This window comes from Enorma phocaeensis (assembly GCF_016901575.1).
GTDB lineage: Bacteria > Actinomycetota > Coriobacteriia > Coriobacteriales > Coriobacteriaceae > Limicola > Limicola phocaeensis_A.
On record NZ_JACJKQ010000015.1, the window covers coordinates 33,039 to 54,283 of the forward strand.

Consider the following 21,245-nt stretch of genomic DNA (forward strand, 5'->3'; position numbering starts at 1 on the left):
CCTTAGGAGAAGTTCTTACGAGGCCGCCGACCGGCCCCGATAAATCCAGTGGTTCGGCCGAGCCACCGAGGGCAACCCGGCCAGACTTGGGTGCCGCGCATGGCAACCCGCCAGGCGTCACCGTCTTTGCGGCCGCGCCTTGCTTCTGCTGCCGGTCACCGCCATGAGGACGAGTCCCAGGACCAGCCAGCCGATCACGATGGCCCAGCCCGTAAGGTCAAGCGACTCGGAGGTGATGGGCAGCACGATCAGCGCGATGATGATGAGGCCTGCGGCCACCGCAAGCGCGATGCCGAACTTGCCACCCGGGACCTTGTACGGACGCGGCAGGTCGGGCTCGGTGAAGCGCATCTTGAGGCAGGCGAGCGACACCATGGTGCAGGAGAAGATAAAGGCAAGCGCCGAAACCTTCGTGAGCGGGATGAGCATGTTCTTGCCCAGGAACGGACCGACGAGGGTGATGACCGCAAGCACGACGCAGGCGAGCTTGGGCGCGCCGGACTTCTCGTCGACCTCGGCAAACTGCTCGGGCAGCTGGCCCTTGCGGCCCATGGCGAGCATGATGCGGCTCGTGGCTCCATAGAAGGAGTTCATGGGGCCCATGGGGCCGAGCGTGGCGATGGCCAGCATGATGATGTAGAAGATGAAGTTGATGTTCTTCAGGCAGGCGAGCGCGGGCACCGGGGCCTCGACGAAGGAGTGCCAGTCGATGATGGTGCCGAAGGAGTAGATGCACACCACGTAGAAGCCACCAGCCGCAAGCAGGGCGAGGGAGATGATCTTGCCAAACTTGTTCCAGTTAAGGCCCTCGGCAGCCTCCTCGGCCTGCTGGGGAATGGTGTCAAAGCCTGCATAGAAGAAGGGCGTCAGCAGCAGCACCGAAAGGATGCCGCCGAAGATGTCGGTAGCGCCGGTCTCGGCAACTCCACCGCCGGCGTTGGTGACCTGCGAGAACACCTGGCCGTCAAACAGCGCGTTGGCGGGAGATCCGGTGAAGATGGAGATTCCCATGGCGAGCAGCATGCCGCACAGGAGCGCCTTCGTAAGGAATGCCTGCAGCTTTGCCGCAGACGATGCGCCGCGGAAGTTGAGGAAGATCACGTAGGCGGCGATGGCAAGCGAGATGAGCGTGGGGAACAGATAGACCTTGGCCCCAAGGATCTCGTACAGCTCGATGGCGCGCAGCCACTCAAGACCGGGAATGGTGCCAAACATGTCGGATACGAGCGTGGAGATCGCGATCGCCTCCCACGGGCAAAGAATGCCGTTGCCCAGCGCCAGCAGCCAGCCGGTGATGTAGGACGGGACGCGCCCGAACGTGCGGTCGACATATTCCACGATGCCGCCGGAAATGGGGATGGCTGCCGTAAGCTCGCCAAAGACCGCGCCGATAGGAACCAAGAAGATGGCTCCCAGCAAAAACGCGATCATTGCCGGAACGGGGCCGCCGCCCACGACCATCCAGTCGCCCACCTGCAGCACCCAGCCGGTGCCGATGATGGCGCCAAATCCGATGGTGAAGAAGTTCCATAGCGAAAGGGTCTTCTTCATGCCACCCTTCTCGGCAACCGCTGCCGTCTTGTTGGAGTCTGCCACGACGTGCCTCCTTTCATGTGTCGGGGGCGCGACCATCCGCGCCCGGTTGTCTGCGACCCGAAGGGTCGTCTCTCGCCAGTGACTACCTTACGGTGGCCTGCGGCAGAACCACCGTTCATTCCGATTGACGGACAGACGGGGATACGAGCGGACGCGATTTGCCGACGAGCGGGGCCAGCGGTAGCGAACCTTGCTGCCGATTGCCGGCATCACGCGACGGAAACTTCGATGATTCCCCTTGGAGGAAACGCGTTGCCGTGGCCCTTGCCCAACGAGCTCTCTTTCCAGAGAAGTTTTTTCTTCAGATATCGTTATTCTGGCCATTTTTGATACATACGCGCGATTTGGCCCTGTGCAAGCGTACTAGCAACATGGTATGTCGGTTGGCTTCCATCTTCCCCTTTTATTGATATGCCCATCTAACTGCAATTTCTCCAAACACAGCACGTCTGGCCAAAATCGTCGTGAAAGCCAACCGCTCAGAAGAAGGCCCCATGCAGACGCAAATCGTTCGTATGTGGCAATAATGGCCAGAATAGTTGGATTGCATCAAAAAATGTTCGTCACCGGCGCTCTCCGCGGAACCAAACCCGCCGGCTCTAGCCCTCGCCCGCCCGGCATGGGCGATTTTGCCCTAGATAACGCATCCTTGACGTCAGCTGCCGCACGACGCTGCGATATCTTTGTCCTGTGGCAAGAAACATCGGCAGATGGTATGGGTAAACGAATACCATTGACTACAGGGCGACACGGCGCACCAGGTTGGTTTTCAGCACGCATGATGGGAGGGCTCATGACACGGGACACCTCACGTCCTCGCGCATCCCACACGAGCGGCAACGATGGCACGCGCGCCCCTGAGCCCTCAATGCATCAGGGGCGGCCAAATCTGCGTCAAATCGCCCCCGACCACCCAGAACAGGGCCAGAGATCTCAAGGCGCGCGGAGAGCCGGCGAAGAACGTGCTGGGAGCCGCCCCTCACTTGGTACAGCTCCATCCGGTGCCTCCACGCCGCCCAACCGCTCGGCACGGCTTGCCTCCTGGCGCCCCAACACCGACATGGGTGACATCAACGAAGGCCGCGCGCACCGCCCCACCCCCCGCTCTCGGTCAAGTCGCGAAGGCGACGAACGAGCGAGGACCCGCGGGGTTCGCACCGACACCTTTGATGGTGCTGCCCTCGGAAGCCGTCGCCGCGGCACGCGCCCCTCCAGCGAAGACGTCAGGCGCCATGACGGGCAGGCCCGCGCGCGCGACGCCGGCGCGCGCACCGATCGCCGACAGCCAGCAATGCGAGGCGGCAACCCCCGCCAACGGCAGCGCAACGCCACTCCCGATGGCCAGGGGCGCATCGGTGCACCGAACAACAGGCAGCGCCCGATGCCCCCAAACGCCACCATGAGGGGGACGCGGGACAGCCGGTCGGGCACGGGGCCGCGAAACCTGCGTGTCCCCGGGAGACGCGCCGACCGGCAACTTCCGAGAGATGCCGCCCGGCGCATGCTTACCCCCATGCGAATCGCGAAGGCCCTTCTTTGCGGGGCAGGCATCGCACTGGTTGGAACCATCGCATTCGCCTCGCCTGCAGGCATGACGCCGGAATACGAGCAGACGCTCTTTGACATGCCGCTCCTCGACGGCACGCGGCTCATGGTCTCGACGCCCCGCTCTCAGTGGCGCCAAGGCGAGATACCCTATCTCTTCCAGACAGATCCCCTCTGGTCCGAAAAGCCCTATGCGGGCGACACGGTACGGGCAAACGGATGCGGTCCTACCTGCCTCACCATGGTGTACATCTATCTCACGGGCGACACATCGATCGACCCCGGCCAGATGTGCGCAATCGCCGACGCCGGCAACTACGCGCCGACCGGCGCCACCGAATGGCGCTTCATGACCCAAGGCGCCGCGAGCCTGGGCATAACCGGCCGAGCGATCAGCGTGGCAGAATCCACCGTCACCGCCGCACTCGAAGCCGGCCAGCCCGTTATCTGCAGCATGCGGCCGGGCGACTTCACCTCAATAGGCCACTATATCGTGCTCGAAAGCGTCGACGAGCGCGGCATGGTCGGCGTGCATGACCCCAACAGCAGCCTGCGCAGCGCCCAGGCGTGGCGCCTCGACTGGGTGCTGTCGCAAGCAACCAATTGCTGGACGTTCACCGCATAAGCGGCCGCCCCCATTGCCTGGTGCTGCGCGCCCCGCCCTGTTGGCCGCCGCGCCACCTTCCCGCTGGCAACCGTGCCGCCAGCCCGCCAGCTGCCGCGCCGCGCTTTAAGCAAAGGCTCAGCCGCCCTTTAAGTTTTGTTAATCGGTGCACCCCTATGCTCTGGGCAGACGCCCAGAGAAAGGATGACGCACCATGACTCAAACACGCCCAGCGCGGCCCGTCCCCTACCGCCCGTCCCAGCCTTCCTACGCAGAGGCCCCCTCCGCATATCGCGTCGCCCAGACGGGACACGCTCCCGCACCCGGCTCCGCGTCGCTGCCAAGACGGACGTGTTCCTTCACGACCCCGGGCTCCCCTTTTCCGCGTCCCGGCGAGACGCGGGTCTTCACCGGAGGCGTTACGGGGCGGAGGCGCACCCGCCGCCCACGGTCGCGCGCCATCTTTTTCCTCGCGTTGGCCCTTATCGCTTCGGCGGCAGCCACCCTTCCTGGGCTCGCGTCCTCCCTGCTTGACACGTTTGCGCCGCCGTCAGGTCCGCTCAGCGCAATCCTGGGTGCAGGAGGCAGCCCCGCATCGACGCCGATATCCGAATGGAAGCGCGGAGAGGTTCCCTTTCTGTATCAAACAGACCCCCAATGGGCCGAAGAGCCGTATGCCGGAGGCACGATAGCGGAAAACGGATGCGGCCCCACATGCCTGGCAATGGCATATGTGTGCACGACCGGCAAGACGGACCTCGACCCGGCGGCTGCGGCGGCCTTCAGCGAGCGCAACGGATATGTCTCGGGCAACATGACCGCATGGCTGCTCATGACCGAAGGAGCCTCCCAACTCGGCATGACCTCAGAGGAGCTGCCTGCCGACGCCAGCCGCGTACTTGCCGCACTCGAATCGGGCAGGCCCGTCATCTGCAGCGTTCGCCCGGGAGACTTCACCACGACAGGGCACTTCATCGTGCTCGCCGGCGTCGCCGATGACGGGACGGTCGTCGTACACGACCCCAACAGCCCAGACCGAAGCGCTCAGACATGGGATGTGCAGCGCGTCATCGACCAGTGCAACAACCTCTGGGCGTTCTCGGCATAGCCGCTGCCACGGGGTATCACGCCCCTCGGTCGGCGCCCGGTGCTCGGCAGCCTGGCTGCGCCGGCCACAAGAAAGACCCCGGCTGCCGGATACCGCAACGTGGCAGGTATCCGACATGCCGGGGTCTTCCCGAAAGGAGCGGCAATATATGACGCGAGCGCCTCACACGAAGCGACGGCGCATCCGCGGCGCGAACCCGGGGTTCACGCAGGGAGAGGCAGAGGGGCCCGTCATGCGCGGCGGCCGCAAAGAGGGCTGGGGCGTCACGCCTTCACATAGCCAGCCGGGGCCCCTACGCGTAGATGCGGGTGCCGGAGAGGCCGGCCATGGTCTCGGCAGCCTTGTCGAGGGCGCCGATGATGCACACGCGGCCCTTGCGGGAGCGGGCGAACTTGATGGCGGCGCGGACCTTCGGCTCCATGGAGCCCTTGCCGAACTGGCCCTCGTCGGCGAGCCTCTCCGCCTCGTCGGCCGAGATCTCGTCGAGGTCGCGCTGGTCGGGCTTCCCGAAGTTCACGGCCACGTGCTCGACGGCGGTGAGCAGGAAGAGCACCTGGGCGTCGCAGTCCTCGGCGAGCAGCTCGCCGCCCATGTCCTTGTCGATGACGGCCGCGACCCCCTTGTAGCATCCCTTGTTGGAGTAGTCGCGCACCACGGGGATCCCGCCGCCGCCGCAGGCGATGACGATGAACTCGTTGTCGAGGAGGTTGAGGATCGAGTCGGCCTCGACGATCTTCTTGGGCTCGGGCGACGCCACGACGCGCCTCCAGCCGCGGCCGGAGTCCTCGACGAACGTCATCTCCGGGTTCTCCTCCATGATCTGCCTGGCCTGCTCCTCGGTGTAGAACGGGCCGATGGGCTTCGTGGGGTTCTGGAAGGCGGGGTCGTCCGGGTCGCACTCGATCTGGGTCACGACCGTGGCGGCGTGCCAGCGCTTGTAGCGGCGGTGCATCTCGCGGCCGATGCCCTGCTGCAGGTGGTAGCCGATGTAGCCCTGGCTCATGGCGCCGCACTCGGGCAGGTCCATGGAGGGGGTGCCGATGGCGTCGTGCGCGGCGGCGAAGGCGTTTTGGATCATGCCGACCTGCGGGCCGTTGCCGTGGGTGATGATGATCTCGTTGCCCTGCTCGATGAGGCCGAGCAGCGCGTGGGCGGCGTGGCCGACCTTCTCGATCTGCTCGGCGGGGGTGTCGCCGAGGGCGTTGCCGCCGAGAGCGACGACGATGCGGTCGGGCTTGCCGATGGGCTTGGACATGGCTCATCCTCTCGTTCGAAGGGTACCGTGCATACATCTCTTGCGCGACGTGCGCGCGATGCAGGAGAGTATATTCTCGTTTGATCAAGTTTTATTCATTTCTATCGCACGCAACTGGGTGAACGGTAGCTATTTGACGGCAGGCGTATTTCGCCACATAAGTATCATTTTCCCACGTTATTAGGCTAAAGTGTCCACCTGTGGCATGAAAGGAGACCCGATTTTCGCCCCTGTGTATCTCAGGCCACACAGAACCATTCTTATGCATATGTGTGTCAATTCATTCCAATCTCGGAATGAATAGGGGCCGTCTCTTCCGATCAGGCACCCAGCAGCCGTCTCCTGCGGGCAGAACCTCCGGACCTCACGTCCGCCACATATACAAAGGAGGCCCCGGATTGCTCCGGGGCCTCCTTGTTGCTACGGGATCACCGCAACCGTAAAGCTGCTACGGCTTAGACCTCAGCGTACAGGTCCTTGAGCTTGACCAGGTGCTGGTAGCGGTCCATAGCGGCCTTCTCGTTGGCAGCGAAGAGCTCGTCGACGCGCTCCTGCGGCAGGACACGAGACAGCGAGGCGTAGCGGGCCTCGTTCATCAGGAACTCCTGATAGCCGCCCTTCGGCTCCTTGGAGTCGAGGGTGAACTTCTTGCCCACCTCTGCAGCGGGATTGAAGCGGAAGAGGTTCCAGTAGCCGCAGTCCACGGCCTTCTTCATCTCGGCCTGGCAGTTCTGCATGCCGCCCTTCTTGATGGAGTGCATCTCGCAGGGAGCGTAGCCGATGATGATGGACGGGCCATCGTAGGCCTCGGCCTCCTGGATGGCCTTGAGGGTCTGAGCCGGGTTGGCGCCCATGGCGACCTGCGCCACGTACACGTAGCCGTAGCTCATAGCGATCTCGGCGAGGGACTTCTTCTTGGTGCTCTTGCCGGCAGCGGCGAACTGGGCCACCTGGCCGAGGTTAGAGGCCTTGGAAGCCTGGCCGCCGGTGTTGGAGTAGACCTCGGTGTCGAAGACGAAGACGTTGACGTCGTGGTTCGAAGCGAGGACGTGGTCCAGGCCGCCGAATCCGATGTCGTATGCCCAACCGTCGCCGCCGAAGATCCAGAAGCTCTTCTTGGTGAGGAAGGACTTGTCGGCGAGGATCGCCTTGGCGGCGTCGCAGCCGCACTCCTCGAGGGCCTCGATGTAGGCGGCGGCAGCGGTCTTGCTGGCCTCGGCGTCCTTGCGGGCGTCAAGCCAGGCCTGGCCGGCGGTCTTGACGGCCTCAGAGGTGCCCTCGGCAGCGATCAGGGCCTCGGTCTCGGCGACGAGCTTGTTCTGGACGGCCTCGTAACCGAGAGCCATGCCCAGGCCATGCTCGGCGTTGTCCTCGAACAGCGAGTTGTTCCATGCCGGGCCGTGGCCGTCCTTGTTCACCGTGTAGGGCGAACGGGCCGCGGGGTTGCCCCAGATCGAGGAGCAGCCGGTGGCGTTGGAGATGAACATGCGGTCGCCGCAGACCTGCGTGACGAGACGCGCGTAAGCGGTCTCGGCGCAGCCGGCGCAGGAGCCGGAGAACTCAAGCAGCGGCTGCTTGAACTGGCTGCCCTTGACGTTGGCGGCCTCGAGAACCGGCTTGGGAGCGACGTGCTCGACGCAGTAATCGAAGATCTTCTGCTCGGCGAGCTCCTGCTCCTGCGGCACCATGGTGAGGGCGCCCTTCGGGCAGACCTTCGCGCAGTTGGTGCAGCCCATGCAGTCGAGCGGGCTGATGGCCATGGTGAACTTCAGGCCCGTGTCCTTCGGCATCTTGATGTCGAGCGTGCGCATGCCCTCGGGCGCGGCAGCGATCTCGTCCTCGGTGAGGCCGAACGGACGGATGGTCGCATGCGGGCACACATAGGAGCACTGGTTGCACTGGATGCACTTCTCGGCATCCCAGTGCGGCACCATGACGGCGACGCCGCGCTTCTCGTAGGCGGAAGCGCCCTGCTCGAACTGGCCGTCGGCATGAGCCATGAACGCGGACACGGGGAGCTCGTCGCCCTCCATGCGGTTGATGGGCTCCATGATCTCCTTGACCTGCTTGACGAGAGCGGCGCGGCCCTCGAGCTCGGCGGCAGGAGCATCGTCGACGCAGTCGGCCCACTCGGCGGGAACCTCATGCTTCTCGAAGGCGGTGGCGCCGGCGTCGATGGCCTTCCAGTTGGCCTCGACGACGTCCTGGCCCTTCTTGGCGTAGGACTTCTCGGCAGCGTCCTTCATGTACTTGATGGCATCCTCCTGCGGCAGCACGCCGGCGAGCGTGAAGAACGCAGACTGGAGGATGGTGTTGGTGCGCTTGCCCATGCCCACGGACACGGCCAGGTCAATGGCGTTGATGGTGTAGAGCTGGATGTTGTTCTTGGCGATGTAGCGCTTCTCGGCAGCGGAGAGGTGGTGCGCCAGCTCGTCGAAGTCCCACTGGCAGTTGATCATGAGCGTGCCGCCCGGCTTCACACCCTGCGCGATCTTGAAGTGCTTGGTGATGTAACTGGGGTTGTGGCAAGCCACGAAGTCGGCCTTGGTGATGTAGTACGGGCTCTTGATGGGGCTGTCGCCAAAACGCAGGTGCGAGATGGTCACGCCGCCCGTCTTCTTGGAGTCGTACTGGAAGTAGGCCTGGACGTACTTGTCGGTGTGGTCGCCGATGATCTTGATCGAGTTCTTGTTGGCACCGACGGTACCGTCGCCGCCGAGACCCCAGAACTTGCACTCGATGGTGCCCTCGGCAGCGGTGTTCGGCGCGTCGGCGTCCATGGGCAGCGACAGGTTGGTGACGTCGTCCACGATGCCGATGGTGAACTCCTGCTTGGGCTCGTCGGCCTTGAGCTCCTCGTAGACCGAGAACGCTGCCGCAGGCGGCTCGTCCTTGGAGCCGAGGCCGTAGCGGCCGCCGACGACCTTGATGTCCTTGAGGCCGGCCTCGTAGAGGGCAGCGATGACATCCTCGTAGAGAGGCTCGCCGATGGAGCCGGGCTCCTTGGTGCGGTCAAGCACGGCGATCTTCTTGACGGTCTTGGGCAGCGCGGCAACGAAGTGCTCGACGGACCACGGACGATACAGACGGACCTTCACCAGGCCGACCTTCTCACCGTGAGCGTTGAGGTAGTCGATGACCTCCTCGAGGGTGTCCACGAAGGAGCCCATGCACACCACGATGTTCTCGGCCTCGGGGTCGCCGTAGTAATCGAACAGGTGATAGTTGGTGCCGAGCTTCTCGTTGACCTGGTTCATGTAGTCCTCAACGACTGCGGGCAGCTCGTTGTAGGCGGTGTTGCAGGCCTCGCGGTGCTGGAAGAAGACGTCGCCGTCCTCATGGGTGCCGCGGTTCACGGGATGCTCAGGGTTCAGCGCGTGGTCGCGGAAGGCCTGGACGGCGTCCATGTCGACCATGTCGGCGAGGTCGTCGTAATCCCAGATGGCGACCTTCTGAATCTCGTGGGAGGTGCGGAAGCCGTCGAAGAAGTTGAGGAACGGCACCTTGCCCTTGATGGCGGAGAGGTGCGCGACGGCCGCGAGGTCCATGACCTCCTGGACGTTGGTCTCGGCGAGCATGGCGAAGCCGGTCTGGCGGCAAGCCATGACGTCGGAGTGATCGCCGAAGATGTTGAGCGCGTGGGAGGCGACCGTACGAGCCGAAACGTGGAAGACGCCCGGCAGGCCCTCGCCCGCGATCTTGTACATGTTCGGGATCATGAGCAGAAGACCCTGCGACGCCGTGTAGGTGGTGGTCAGCGCGCCCGCGCACAGCGAGCCGTGGACGGTACCGGCGGCGCCGGCCTCAGACTCCATCTCGATGACGTTCACCTTGGTGCCGAAGATGTTCTTCCTGCCCTGAGCTGCCCACTGGTCGACATGGTCGGCCATAGGGCTGGACGGCGTGATGGGGTAGATACCCGCAACCTCGGTGAACGCATACGATACGTATGCGGCGGCCTCGTTGCCGTCCATGGACTTGAACTTACGCGCCATATACCCTCTCCTCTCGTGTAGGTATACAGTTCCCGAAGGCGCCATGCCCCCGGGCGATCTACGGCGCTTGTGGCGTTGCCTGGCCTTTTGGCTGAGCCGGTCGGGCGATGTCGTCGGCCTGCCTGGGCGCGCGGCACGCTCTGAGCGGTGGCGCCGCACCCTTTGCAGCCATAAGTCAGAAAACCCACATGCGATGTAATTGTAGCGCGTTTGGGGGGCCGATATACGTGAATCTGCATCGCCCCGCCAACCTGATTTTGTCCCGACGAATACCTGCCTGTTAGCGCCCCTAGCTGCGACAAAAGTTACCCTAGGGCAACGTTGAAGATACCGTACGGGCGCTCCCGAAGACCGAGGGTCGCGAGACGTCCCTCGGACCCCGCGACCCTCGAGCCGACCCCATATGTAAACTGCTAGCGATAAGGTCGCCGCCACGAGCACCAGGCACGGCGGCGCCCGGCGCGACGCCCGCCCCGCCTTGCCGCCACGACGCCCGACCCCGCGGCGAGGGCGCCCGCGCCCCCGATAAGCGCCACCCAAGCCGAAGGGTCCCCTGTCTTGGGCAAGCTGCCGCCAGCCGCATCGGCGGCTCCCTGGCCAGCTGAGCCTTGTCCCACGCTCGGCCCCGACGCATCCGGAGACTCAGGCGAAGCGGGCGTGGAGGGCTCCTCCGAATCACCGGCCGCAACGTATTCGACCGTGCCCGTCAGACCCCGCATCCGCTCTTCCCAACCGGTCTCGGACACGAGCGCACGCAACGCCTCCTCGCACGTTCCCCACTTCTGAACAAGCACCATGCTTGCAAACGCCGGATACTCGTCAGCGAGGCCGGGGAGATAGCTATTCATGGCCACGCTATAGACGCGGTCGCCATCAAGCGGCTCGCCGCCAATCGCGATCGAGCGGATGCGCTCGCCCGAAGGCGCGCCCCATGCGACCTGCATCGTTGCGCCGCCCACGACGATGACCGAGCCCGAATTGTCGGGCCAGCTGTACTGCATGGGGTCCTCGCCCGCCTCGATGGCCGCAATCTGCCCGGCGAGAACGTCGCGGCATGCTGCCGAAATGCCCAGCGACCGCTCAAGCGTCTCGAGGATCTGCGCTCCGGTAAGCTCATAGGTGGCAAGCGTGTTTCCGTACGGCGAGATTGAAATGAGGTCGCCGGCGGTCACCTCTCCGGCAGGAACGCCCGCCCGGATGCCGCCAGCGTTCTCGAAAGCAAGGTCGGCGCCGGTCAGCGCCAGATACGAACCGGTCACCACATGGCCGATCGGCGTGTCCTCGGTACGCACGCGCTCCCAACCGCCAGGCTCGGTTCCCTGGGTGACGCCATAGGGATATGCCTGGTCGCTATAGCCGATCACGGCATTCAACATCGTGCTGTTCTCCGAGACGATCTGCTCGGTCAACGAGACGATGGCGTCGTCCTCGCCTCCGCACGTCGTCGTTGGGACCTGAGATTCGGTATGCGACGCCACCGCAAGCGCCGCCGCGCCCCAACGGCGGACCGACCGCGGCACGCCGCGCAGCACATCCCTACATCCCATGCAGCATCCTTCCACCCGCGGCGTGCACCCGCGACATCCGTCGCAGATGGAGCCGGCTCCGACATCACGATCTCGTCACTCTACCTGACGCAGGTGGAAGCAAATGCCGGCACAACCAACCAAAGCGTTTGCCGAAACGAACGTCGCGCATGGGGGCGCGAAAGGCTTATGAAAAGGAACTCTAGAGGGCGCGACGGGCCTCGATGGCACGCCCAAGGGTCAGCTCGTCGGCATACTCCAGATCGCCGCCCACGGGCAGACCGCTTGCCAGGCGGGTCACGACGACGCCGAGCGGCTTGATGGTCCGCGCAAGGTAGCTCGCCGTGGTCTCTCCCTCGATATTGGGGTTGGTGGCGATGATGACTTCCTGGATCTCCTCGGACCCCAGACGGCTCAGCAGCTCGCGCACGTGCAGCTGCTCGGGGCCGATCTTGTCCATGGGGCTGATCACGCCGCCAAGCACATGGTAGAGGCCGTGGTAAGAACCGGTGCGCTCGATGGCGGTGACGTCGCGCGGCTCCGAGACCACGCATACGCGAGTGCGGTCGCGCGTGGAATCTTGGCAGATGGGACACTCGTCGGCGGTGGCATAGTTGAAGCAGCGGCTGCAGAAATGCACGTGCTCCTTGACGTCGAGAATCGCCTGCGCCAGGCGACGCGCCTCCTCGGCATCGGCCTCAAGCAGGTAGTATGCGATGCGCTGCGCGCTCTTGGGCCCAATGCCCGGCAGACGCCCCAGCTCATCGAGCAGCCTTTGCAGATCGCGCTCGGTGCCCATGTCGCCCCATCTTCCCGTTTTCCGCCCCTCGCGACGCTTTGAGGGACGGGTCAGATCAATTCGTTTCGCTTTTCCGACATTTTGGTGTCCCCAGCCAAGTAGAAAGCCTCCTTGGCTCAAAGAACACGCAGGTCAGAGCGTTGCGCCATATCGGTCTACTTCGAGCGTGCGGCTTAAATGTCGGAAAAGCGAATCCATTTTCTCGAGCCGCTCCGGCGGCACCCCCAAACAGAGCACAGACCGCTTTGCGGCGCGCCCCGCATGCCGTCGCATAGCCATCTTCGCCGACACGCGGGCGCGCATCGCTATTTCTTGCGCTAGAACGGCATACCCGGGATGTTGAGCCCGCCGGTGATGGCGCCCATCTGCTTGTTCGCGACATCATTGATGCCGCGGATTGCCTCGTTCACCGCAGCCATGATCATGTCCTCGAGCATCTCGACGTCCTCGGGGTCGACGGCCTCGGGATCGATCTTGAGCGAAGTGATCTGCATGTCGCCGCGAGCGGTGACCTTCACCATGCCGCCGCCCGCAGAAGCGTCGACCGTGGTCTCGGCAAGGCTCTCCTGGGCGGCGGCGAGCTGCTCCTGCATCTTGCGGGCCTGCTTCATCATCTGCTGCATGTTCATACCGGCCATGGGTGAAATCCCTTCGTGTAACGGCGCAGCGACGGCGCCTGTGACAAACGCTTTCAACAACGCGGCATGTCGCCGCAAGCATCCCACATAATACCCGATGCCGAGACACTCTTGGCAAGATGCGGCTCCATAACACGCCATGTCGATTTATGCCGGGCAAGACGCCCCGCGTCGCACGTCTCCCTGCGTCGCGCACCCTCCTGGCCAGCCCTCGTCGGAGCCACGTATTCTCACAGGCCCACGCCGAAGCTACGTCTTTTTACAAAACTGGCCCCGAAAACGAAGAAAAACCGAGCTTCGGCGAAAAAGAGGGGCGCCGTCGCTCGAAGAAGACCGAGCGACGGCGCCCCGTGCGCCACGCAGCCTGGCGCGGCGCAACGCGCGTTCGCCCCGGGACCTCGCGCACCGCGGGAGCATTGCCGCACGCCGCGCACAAACAGCAGCGAGCGGCCCGCCTGCGCGGAACCGCTCGCCACCTGGGGAAGCATATGTCGGTCGAAGGGCTCATCCCCGCTGCCTCGAGGCGAAGCCCGTTCAACAACATATCCGTTGTCTAGCCCTTGGCCTGCTCTAAGAAGATCCGGGCTCGGTCGGGGTCGATGGGGTTTTTCATGTCGCCGTTTTTAATCCACGTGGCAACCGAAACGCCGTCGTAGTAGCGCATGAGCTCGCGCACGTTGTCTCCCGTGGCGCCCCCACCGAGGAAGATGGGGGTGTCGGGCACCCGGCGCCTGGCCTCTTGCACCATCTGGATGCTCTCGGCGGGCGTCTTTCCCGACATGAACAGGCCGTCTGCAAACGCCTCGTGCACGCACTCCCATGCGGCGTCGCCCACCGGCTTGGGGCACAGCGGCACGCCGTGCACCTCGTAGACGTCGGCAAACACGGGGACCGTAGAGCCGGTGCGCTTGCGCAGCTGGGCGATTTCGACGCACTGGGCCTCGAGGATGCCGGCGCTTGTGACGTTGGCCCCGGTAAACAGGTGCTCGACGCGAACAAAGTCGGCCCCCACCGCGTCGGCGACCGAGAGGCCCGCCACGCCGTCCCAATTCATAAGGATGCCCATCACGAGCTCGGGAAAGCGGACGCGGATCTCATGGGCGATGCGCGTCATATAGGCGATGGCCTCGGGGTTTGCTATCTGCTTCACCGGCATGTCGTTCATGTTCTGAACGATGATGCCGTCAAAGCCGTTTCTCGCCACCATCTCGGTCTCGCGCAGCGCTCGGTCGACGATCTCTGCGATCTTCATGTCGCGATGGCGATAGCTGCCCGGAAGTGGGTCGGGCTGAATCATCGAGAAGATGAGCTTCTCTGAGCGGGAGAGCACCCGCGATGCTGCTGCAGCCATGTCAGTCGGCTCCTTCCTGGTCGTTTGTGCCCATGCCTTCGTGCAGATAGGCGCTATAGCTCATCGCCGTATCAAACATCTGCATCGCGGGGATGACGCCCCGCTCGGTGACGAACGCGCGAATCTGCTCAGGCGGCACGCCGATGAGCTCGGGCACCGTGAAGTTCACGCCGTCGGTCGCAAGGTCGCTCCCCCAGCCGGCGCTCAGCTTGTGCGTCAGGTCGTCGTACACCAGGCGCTTGCCCCCGCCATAGACGGGACGCGTGTCGAGCTTGATGAGCGGCGTCAAGAAATAGAGCGGGACGCCGAGGTGGGCGCAGAGCACCCCCACGATATCCGAGCCTGTGGTGTTAAAGCCGGTCCCATCGGGATAGAACGTCTCAGCCCCCATGAAGGCGGCGTCGCAATCCTTGAGGAAATACATCATCGCCGCCTCGGGGATGAAGGTGACCGCATGTCCGCACTCTTGGCACGCACGCACGAAAGGCTTGCCGCCGTCGATGATGCGGCTCTCGGGAATCACCACCTCGCGAGGACCGCCCTCGGCGATGCCGCGCAAAAACTTCTCGACCGTACTCGAATAGTCGTAGACGAAGACCCTCTTCATGGGGCTCGCCAGCGCCACGGCGTAGCTGACGCAGGTCGAGATCGCTCGGGCCGCCTCGGCGGCATAGGCGTCTTTCGCCTCGATGATTCGCGCCGCGGCCTCGTCGGAACCGAGCCGCGCACAGGCATCGATGCCGCGGATCATGATAAGGACCGCGTTGCTCACCGCCTGGCTCGCCTCGCCGCGCGTATCGATGAAGAACTGGGCGACCGCCTTGACATCGCCCACGATGTCTTCGGCTGGACGCGCCTGCTCGGCACCGCGGCGAGCGACGGCCTCGATCATCTCCCCGATGAGGGAGATGTGCTTGCTTGCCCCCAGGATGCTCTGGTCGACGATGCCGTCGAACGACGCGCGCACGCTCTCGGGCAGAAGCGCCCTCACCTCGTCGCTTCTCATGAGACGACCTCCCTCGAAGCCGCGGCCTCCCGCGCCTGGCGGGCCAACACGGCGCCGTTCTCCTCGAACGTGAGGCGCCGGAACTCGTCGTCCACCCCGATCGTGTCGAACACGTCGAGCGAGCACTTTGTCAGGCGCTCGGGCCACATGGACCCAAATACCAGCCTGTCGCGAGGTGCCGCGTTCACCGCCTTGCGCAGGATCTGCAGCTCGTACTGGTTGGACGTCTCAAGGTAGAGATTGGGAACCTCGCTCGCCAAGTCGATGCAGCCATAGCCGTAGTCAAAGCACCCCATATGCAGGAAGACGAAGGGGATGGAGGGATGGCGGCGAACGTGCCCCATCCACTGCTGGGGCATGGATCGAGACCCGATGCCGCAGAACACCTTCACCGGCACGCCGCGGCGCTCCGCCACGTCAAGGACCCCCTCGACGCCGGGGCAGCTGTCGGGATAGTAGCCGTCCTCAAGCGAGTTGAGCTCGAGCATGCCCATGCCGGGAAGGGAGAGCGCCCGCTCCGCAGCCTCGGCCGCGCCCTTCGCCTTGGCGTTTACCACCGCGCAGCCCAGCAACGCGTCAGGATGGCGCCCGACGAGATCCGACACATAGGCATTGCCCTCGTCGTAGTCCCAGCCGTCCAGCGCCGAGACCACGCGCAGCCCGATGCCGTTGCGCTCCATGTCGCGGAGCAGCGCCTCCTCCTCGGCATGCTGGTCAGCCGGGTTGCACCGGATGTGGGCGTGAATGTCGATAATCATCTTGCCCGCTCCTAGCCCAAAATGCCCAGATACACGCCGGCGATGCCAATGACCATGGTGATGAGGATGAGCTTGACCGCCGAGATCTTCTTCTTGGTGATGAGCACGTACATGAGCAGCGTGTAGAGCACGCCCAGAAGGCCGGGGACAAGCCCGTCGAGGGTCTGCTGGATGTTCAGGACCGAGTCGCCGCTACCGATCTCGATGGGGATGTTGATGATTACCAAGCCGGGGATGAAGCCGCCCACGATGGTATAGGCCGCGATCGCGGCGAGGTCGGAGATCTTGTCGATCAGACCGCTCGACTGAATCTTGGCAACGAGCTTGACGCCCTGCTTGTAGCCCTGGAACACGCCGAAGTAGCGCACGCCCAGCGAGACGATGCTCATGCCGATCACGAAGAAGAGCACGCCGAACCAGCCCAGGCCGGCCTGGATAAAGGAGATGGCAAGGCCAGCAAGAATGGGGCGGGCGGTGCCGTTGAGCAGCGAGTCGCCGATGCCGGCGAGCGGGCCCATGAGGGCGGTCTTCACCGCATTGATCGAATCGGGGTCGATATCGCGCTGCGTGGCATAGCGCTCTTCCATAGCGGCGGCGACGCCCACGGGGATGGCGGACGTGATGTCGTTGGTGAGGAAGTACTCCATATGGCGCTCGTACGCCTCGCGCTTTTCCTCGGGATCGTCGTAGTACTTCTCGACGACCGGCATCATGGCCTGCGTGAAGCCGGCATTCTGCTGGCGCTCGTAGTTGTTGGCGCAACGGATGGTGAGCTGGTTGCGAAATACCTTCCACAGCTCCTTGTTGGTAAGCTTCGGGGTCTCCTCGGCCTGGACCTCGGAAGTGGTGACCTGGTCAGACATATCGATCGACTCCCCTCTCTAGTTCCTGTCGTCGGCGAGGACGAAGTAGTAGTACATGGCGACGCCCACCACGGCGACGAGCGCGATGCCCACCATGTTCATGCCGAAGTAGGATGCGAAGATGAAGCCCAGCAGGAAGAAGGGCCAGAACTTGCGCGCCTTGATGGACGAGAGCAGCAGCGCAAAGCCCACGGCGCCGATCATGTTGCCGCCCACGGAAAGGCCGGTGATGATCTGGTCGGGAATGGCGTCGATGATCGCCTGGACATAGTCGGCGCCCAGATAGATGGCCAGGAACGTGGGCAGGCCATAGAGCAGCGCGTTGAACGCCATGGGCAGGATCGTGTTGTTGAGCACGATGCCGTGCCTGTCGATCTTCTCGACCGCCGCCTCGACGCGATGCATGAAGAACACGTTGATGATGGAGTTCTGGAACGTGGTGGCCATCTGGCCGATCACCGATACGGCAAGGGCCGTGGCAACGGCGGTCTCGGTTCCGCCGCCGCCGAGGATGGCGATGCCCGTAGCGATTGCCGTCGAAATGGTGGGATCGGGCGGATTCGCCGTACCGACGAAGATGACCGCAAGGAACATCATCTCGACCTGCACGCCTACGGTGAAGCCGGTGGCGACGTCGCCCATGATGAGGCCGACCACGGGACCGACGACGATGGGCCTGAAGATATGGGTTTGGGCCGTATGGGAATCGATGAAGGCGATGGTCACGAAAGCCGCGACGAGCAGCGCCTGTACCAATAAACTCATGTCACACCTCCATATGGTGAACGTAATCTAGGAGAGACGCCGTTAGACGAGGCCGTTCTTCTTAAGCAGGTCCATGACGTCCTGGCTGCGCTCGTTGGGCACGGCGCGAACCTCGGCGGTGACGCCTTCGGCGTAGAGCTCCTTGAAGGTCTCAACGTCCTCGGGGAAGACCCAGAAGTTGCCCAGGACCTTGGTCTTGCCCTTTTTCATGTTCATGTTGCCCACGTTGATGGTGTGGTCCTTAAGGCCCGAGCGCACCAGCTCGAGCGCCTGCTGCGGACCGCGCACGAGAAGGAGCGCGCGACCGGCGGCATCCGGATTGGCGATGAGCGCCTTGGCGTCCTCGACCGGAAGCACCTCGAGCTTGACGGTGTTCGGCGTCGCCATTTGCAGCAGCGTGCGCTGGAACTCATCGGAGGCGGCCTTGTCGTCTGCCACCACGACGGTATCGGCATCGGCGTTGGCGATCCACGCGGTCACAACCTGGCCATGAATCAAGCGGTCATCGATGCGAAAGACTCCTACCTGCATTTCTTCCATCCTTTCCCGGGGCGCTCGCCCCGCACCGCCCGCCGGTACCACCGGCAGGCATCCCCTTGCGCCCCCGAGGCGCCGCAAGGGTCCAACCTATCCGACGGCGGACCCGCCGCCGGGCATTCCGGCCGTCTAGATCTCGCTCAACCCGATGCTCTCCGCCGTCTTGCCGACGATGTCGTCTACCAGCTCATTCAAAGAGAGCTCCTGGGGAGCAGAGAGGACCAGCGCCTCGATGACCACGGGAAGGTTCATCCCGTAGATCACCGCGACGTTCTCGTTCTTAAAGGAGAACTTCGAGACCACGTTGAACGGAGTGCCGCCCTTGAGGTCGCAGAACACGAGCCACTGGTTGTCGTCCGAGGTGTCGGACAGCTTCTGGGCGTAGAGCTCCTCCAGCTCCTCGGCGCCCATTTCCTCGGCGAAGGTAACCACCTCGAGATGCTCTTGCTCGCCAATGAGCATCTTCACCGACTGCACCATGCCCTCTGCCATGGTGCCGTGGGACGTGAGCAGAATCTTGATCATCAGCCCTCCATTCTCCATAGGTACTCTGCGTTGCGATGAAAGATGAACTCGAGCTTGTCGCTCGGAATCTCCAGCTCAAAGAACTTCTCGACCTCGATGTTTACCGGCTTGTACGGCCAATCGGTGCCGAAGCACACCCGGCGCTCGCCCAGCACGTCGATTGCACGAAGAAGCACGTCGACGTCCATCTGGCCGGACGTCTCGACCCACACGTTGGAAAGGTCGCGAACCGCCTCGATGGTCGACTGGCCAAACTCGTAGTAGCCGATATGGGTAAACAGGAAGTCGATCTTGGGGAAGCGCTTCGCCCAGACCGCCCAGGTATACGGCGTCGAGAACGGGGCGGTTCCCACATGCATCTGCACATGGACGCCATAGGGCTCGATCGCCTCGAAGATCTCTTGGAGGGCGGGCGTGTTGTCGGGATAGTATCCATGCTTCCATGAGTGGAACTTCACGCCGTCCATCTTGAGCTCGCCCAGGCAGCGATGCACCTCGTCGATGGCATCCGGCGCCTTGGGATTGATGAAGGCATAGTTTTTGATCTGATCGGGATGCGCCTGCTTGGCACGGTGCACCAGATCGTTCTGAGCCCGCATCGAGGTGCCGGAAAGGCTGCTGATGCCCACCTTGCTGATTCCATACGCGTCCAGGTCGGCGAGCATCTCCTCCGGCGTGTTCTCCTCTCCCGAACTGGTCTTGCCCAGATGGGAGTGGATGTCGTAGATGAGATAGTCCTTGCCCATGCTCCCTCCTTTTTCGTCATTTAATTATTACGTTATAACTTTAATATGTTTAATTCAGAGAACCGTCAATATTCAGCTGGCAAATGAGCCGCAGCCGGTTGGTTTTTGCTGGTGAACGGCATGGATTTGACGGCGCTCGCGCCCGCGCGCCCACCCGAGTGGCCGTGAGTCCATGGAACGCCCGAGAAGACGTTGCGCAAACATCCGGGCAGGTAGCGCCAGAAAACGCCCCGCCTCAGCACTTTCACCCTACCGGCCCGGACCCGGCGGCGCCGCACCAAAGCTACGTCTCTTTACAGAATTGACCCCAGAAACGAACAATTACCGAGCTTCGGCGAAAAAAAGGGCGCCGTCGCTCCAACGTTCGTGAGCAACGGCGCCCTGGGGGCAACACATGATGATGGAGGGCGACAAAGGGGCCGCATGCCGTGCGGGAACGATCGCGCTCGCTGGCCCCCGGCCCATGCCATGCTGGCTGCCGCACGCCGCCCGGGAGCGGACGTGCCCTATGCGAGCACGAGTTCGACCTTGTATCGGTAGTACTCGGGGTTGTAGAACATCTCGACGTATTCAAACGGCTTGCCGTCCGAGGTGCGCGTCACCCGCTCTTTGTAGAAGATGGCCTGGCCGTGCGGCATCCCGAGCTCGTCCATGACATCCCCCTCGGGCTCGCGCACCTCGAGGACTTCCGAGGCGGAGCCCGGCACCACGCCGCGAATCTTGAGCAGCTCGTAGAGCGAGGCGTCGGGCGTGAACTCCTCGGCTGAAAGAGAGAGCCCGTCGATGCGACGAATGTAGGCGCGATGGAAGCCGACCACCACGTTGGTGCGGAAGCGCTTGCGCTCGATAAGGTATACGCGCTCGTCACGCTTGATGTGCAGCAGGCCCGCGATGTGCTCGGTCGGCTCGATCTCGGCGAAGCCCACGAGCTCTGCGCTGGGTCGGTCGCCGTACAGCTGAGCGTCATCGGTAAAGCTCGTCAGCTTCGCAATGTCGTAGTCGTGCTTGGAACCAGAGATGATCGTGCCGCGCTTGCCGCGGTGCTTCTCAACCAAACCCTCCTGGGCGAGCATCTCCACCGCTCGGCGAACCGTGATGCGGCTCACGTCATAAATCTTTTCAAGCTGAGGCTCGGGAGGGAGCCTGTCTCCCGGGGCAAGCGCTCCAGACTGAATGCGCTTGAGCAGGTCAAGGTACATCTGATAGTGCAAAGGGACTTTGATGTTGCGATCGATCAGGGCCATGACGCCATCCTATATGATGAATACTTCTAAACATTATAACCTTACGGCATTTCATCATAATCTAGCACGATTGCCTGCGGGTAGATACCCATCTGCCCGGGATGATTCAAAATATGTGACCCCTACGCCATATCGGTCGATGCCAGCCCGGATACCGCGCGCCGCACACCTCCCTGCGTCGCGCACCCTCCTGGCCAGCCCTCGTCGGAGCCACGTATTCTCACAGGCCCACGCCGAAGCTACGTCTTTTTACAAAACTGGCCCCGAAAATGTTGAAGTTTTTTGAAAATGTCACCCCCAGAGACGTCGCGCCGCGTCATCCGCGCATCTTCCTGAGCAGGTCCTGCAGCTCCCTCTGGTTCCCCACGAGGTCGCTCTTCCTGT

The 21,245-nt window shown here is 63.4% G+C and carries 18 protein-coding genes; 2 read left to right on the forward strand and 16 right to left on the reverse strand.

Annotated elements, in window-relative coordinates:
- Window positions 1–117: 117 nt before the first annotated feature.
- Both H6A15_RS07885 and H6A15_RS07890 read right to left on the reverse strand, forming a co-directional pair.
- Window positions 118–1,551 carry an APC family permease gene (locus H6A15_RS07885; protein ID WP_204673222.1) on the reverse strand — a complete coding sequence of 478 codons (1,434 nt, stop codon included), beginning with the start codon at window positions 1,549–1,551 and terminating at the stop codon, window positions 118–120.
- 1,156 nt (window positions 1,552–2,707) lie between these two features.
- Complete coding sequence (locus tag H6A15_RS07890; protein WP_204673206.1) at window positions 2,708–2,911, reverse strand: hypothetical protein; 204 nt, start codon at window positions 2,909–2,911, stop codon at window positions 2,708–2,710.
- Window positions 2,912–3,109: 198 nt separating this feature from the next.
- Between H6A15_RS07890 and H6A15_RS07895 the strand changes: the two genes are divergently transcribed.
- Window positions 3,110–3,766 carry a C39 family peptidase gene (locus tag H6A15_RS07895; protein WP_239462457.1) on the forward strand — a complete coding sequence of 219 codons (657 nt, stop codon included), beginning with the start codon at window positions 3,110–3,112 and terminating at the stop codon, window positions 3,764–3,766.
- A 193-nt stretch (window positions 3,767–3,959) separates the two neighbouring features.
- Window positions 3,960–4,853, forward strand: coding sequence for a C39 family peptidase (locus tag H6A15_RS07900; protein WP_204673207.1), 894 nt, complete (start codon window positions 3,960–3,962; stop codon window positions 4,851–4,853).
- Between the two features lie 292 nt (window positions 4,854–5,145).
- Here the strand turns inward: H6A15_RS07900 and arcC are convergent, their stop codons facing one another.
- The 14 genes from arcC to H6A15_RS07970 all read right to left on the reverse strand — a co-directional run bounded on the left by arcC (window position 5,146) and on the right by H6A15_RS07970 (window position 20,861).
- Window positions 5,146–6,108 carry a carbamate kinase gene (gene arcC / locus H6A15_RS07905; protein ID WP_204673208.1) on the reverse strand — a complete coding sequence of 321 codons (963 nt, stop codon included), beginning with the start codon at window positions 6,106–6,108 and terminating at the stop codon, window positions 5,146–5,148.
- 455 nt (window positions 6,109–6,563) lie between these two features.
- Entirely contained in the window at window positions 6,564–10,103 is a 3,540-nt protein-coding gene (nifJ, locus tag H6A15_RS07910) for a pyruvate:ferredoxin (flavodoxin) oxidoreductase (protein WP_204673209.1), read from the reverse strand.
- Between the two features lie 413 nt (window positions 10,104–10,516).
- Entirely contained in the window at window positions 10,517–11,650 is a 1,134-nt protein-coding gene (locus tag H6A15_RS07915) for a 5'-nucleotidase C-terminal domain-containing protein (RefSeq protein ID WP_204673210.1), read from the reverse strand.
- Window positions 11,651–11,831: 181 nt separating this feature from the next.
- Window positions 11,832–12,428, reverse strand: coding sequence for a recombination mediator RecR (recR, locus tag H6A15_RS07920; protein ID WP_204673211.1), 597 nt, complete (start codon window positions 12,426–12,428; stop codon window positions 11,832–11,834).
- A gap of 317 nt (window positions 12,429–12,745) precedes the next feature.
- On the reverse strand, window positions 12,746–13,066 hold the full coding sequence (locus H6A15_RS07925; RefSeq protein WP_204673212.1) for a YbaB/EbfC family nucleoid-associated protein: 321 nt from the start codon (window positions 13,064–13,066) through the stop codon (window positions 12,746–12,748).
- 553 nt (window positions 13,067–13,619) lie between these two features.
- Window positions 13,620–14,417: a BtpA/SgcQ family protein gene (locus H6A15_RS07930; RefSeq protein ID WP_204673213.1), complete on the reverse strand. Its 798-nt coding sequence runs from the start codon at window positions 14,415–14,417 to the stop codon at window positions 13,620–13,622.
- A 1-nt stretch (window position 14,418) separates the two neighbouring features.
- Window positions 14,419–15,423 carry a hypothetical protein gene (locus H6A15_RS07935; protein WP_204673214.1) on the reverse strand — a complete coding sequence of 335 codons (1,005 nt, stop codon included), beginning with the start codon at window positions 15,421–15,423 and terminating at the stop codon, window positions 14,419–14,421.
- The gene (locus H6A15_RS07940) at window positions 15,420–16,181 is read right to left on the reverse strand and encodes an amidohydrolase family protein (RefSeq protein WP_204673215.1); all 762 of its coding nucleotides are present in this window, start codon (window positions 16,179–16,181) and stop codon (window positions 15,420–15,422) included. The genes H6A15_RS07935 and H6A15_RS07940 overlap by 4 nt, the downstream gene beginning before the upstream one ends.
- An 11-nt stretch (window positions 16,182–16,192) precedes the next feature.
- Entirely contained in the window at window positions 16,193–17,044 is an 852-nt protein-coding gene (locus H6A15_RS07945; protein ID WP_204673216.1) for a PTS system mannose/fructose/sorbose family transporter subunit IID, read from the reverse strand.
- Window positions 17,045–17,062: 18 nt separating this feature from the next.
- Window positions 17,063–17,809: a PTS mannose/fructose/sorbose/N-acetylgalactosamine transporter subunit IIC gene (locus H6A15_RS07950; protein WP_204673217.1), complete on the reverse strand. Its 747-nt coding sequence runs from the start codon at window positions 17,807–17,809 to the stop codon at window positions 17,063–17,065.
- A 42-nt stretch (window positions 17,810–17,851) separates the two neighbouring features.
- On the reverse strand, window positions 17,852–18,340 hold the full coding sequence (locus tag H6A15_RS07955; RefSeq protein ID WP_204673218.1) for a PTS system mannose/fructose/N-acetylgalactosamine-transporter subunit IIB: 489 nt from the start codon (window positions 18,338–18,340) through the stop codon (window positions 17,852–17,854).
- A gap of 135 nt (window positions 18,341–18,475) precedes the next feature.
- Window positions 18,476–18,871, reverse strand: coding sequence for a PTS sugar transporter subunit IIA (locus tag H6A15_RS07960; RefSeq protein WP_204673219.1), 396 nt, complete (start codon window positions 18,869–18,871; stop codon window positions 18,476–18,478).
- On the reverse strand, window positions 18,871–19,617 hold the full coding sequence (locus H6A15_RS07965) for an amidohydrolase family protein (protein ID WP_204673220.1): 747 nt from the start codon (window positions 19,615–19,617) through the stop codon (window positions 18,871–18,873). The genes H6A15_RS07960 and H6A15_RS07965 overlap by 1 nt, the downstream gene beginning before the upstream one ends.
- Before the next feature lie 506 nt (window positions 19,618–20,123).
- Window positions 20,124–20,861, reverse strand: coding sequence for a GntR family transcriptional regulator (locus H6A15_RS07970; protein WP_204673221.1), 738 nt, complete (start codon window positions 20,859–20,861; stop codon window positions 20,124–20,126).
- Window positions 20,862–21,245: the final 384 nt, after the last annotated feature.

Coding starts and splice junctions, on each gene's coding strand:
- H6A15_RS07950 (WP_204673217.1), bottom strand. CDS start 17,809: ATGAGTTTATTGGTACAGGCGCTGCTCGTCGCGGCTTTCGTGACCATC.
- H6A15_RS07885 (WP_204673222.1), bottom strand. CDS start 1,551: ATGAAGAAGACCCTTTCGCTATGGAACTTCTTCACCATCGGATTTGGC.
- H6A15_RS07930 (WP_204673213.1), bottom strand. CDS start 14,417: ATGGCTGCAGCAGCATCGCGGGTGCTCTCCCGCTCAGAGAAGCTCATC.
- H6A15_RS07940 (WP_204673215.1), bottom strand. CDS start 16,181: ATGATTATCGACATTCACGCCCACATCCGGTGCAACCCGGCTGACCAG.
- H6A15_RS07970 (WP_204673221.1), bottom strand. CDS start 20,861: ATGGCCCTGATCGATCGCAACATCAAAGTCCCTTTGCACTATCAGATG.
- H6A15_RS07960 (WP_204673219.1), bottom strand. CDS start 18,871: ATGATCAAGATTCTGCTCACGTCCCACGGCACCATGGCAGAGGGCATG.
- H6A15_RS07915 (WP_204673210.1), bottom strand. CDS start 11,650: ATGGGATGTAGGGATGTGCTGCGCGGCGTGCCGCGGTCGGTCCGCCGT.
- H6A15_RS07895 (WP_239462457.1), top strand. CDS start 3,110: ATGCGAATCGCGAAGGCCCTTCTTTGCGGGGCAGGCATCGCACTGGTT.
- H6A15_RS07945 (WP_204673216.1), bottom strand. CDS start 17,044: ATGTCTGACCAGGTCACCACTTCCGAGGTCCAGGCCGAGGAGACCCCG.
- arcC (WP_204673208.1), bottom strand. CDS start 6,108: ATGTCCAAGCCCATCGGCAAGCCCGACCGCATCGTCGTCGCTCTCGGC.
- H6A15_RS07935 (WP_204673214.1), bottom strand. CDS start 15,423: ATGAGAAGCGACGAGGTGAGGGCGCTTCTGCCCGAGAGCGTGCGCGCG.
- nifJ (WP_204673209.1), bottom strand. CDS start 10,103: ATGGCGCGTAAGTTCAAGTCCATGGACGGCAACGAGGCCGCCGCATAC.
- H6A15_RS07900 (WP_204673207.1), top strand. CDS start 3,960: ATGACTCAAACACGCCCAGCGCGGCCCGTCCCCTACCGCCCGTCCCAG.
- recR (WP_204673211.1), bottom strand. CDS start 12,428: ATGGGCACCGAGCGCGATCTGCAAAGGCTGCTCGATGAGCTGGGGCGT.
- H6A15_RS07925 (WP_204673212.1), bottom strand. CDS start 13,066: ATGGCCGGTATGAACATGCAGCAGATGATGAAGCAGGCCCGCAAGATG.
- H6A15_RS07955 (WP_204673218.1), bottom strand. CDS start 18,340: ATGCAGGTAGGAGTCTTTCGCATCGATGACCGCTTGATTCATGGCCAG.
- H6A15_RS07965 (WP_204673220.1), bottom strand. CDS start 19,617: ATGGGCAAGGACTATCTCATCTACGACATCCACTCCCATCTGGGCAAG.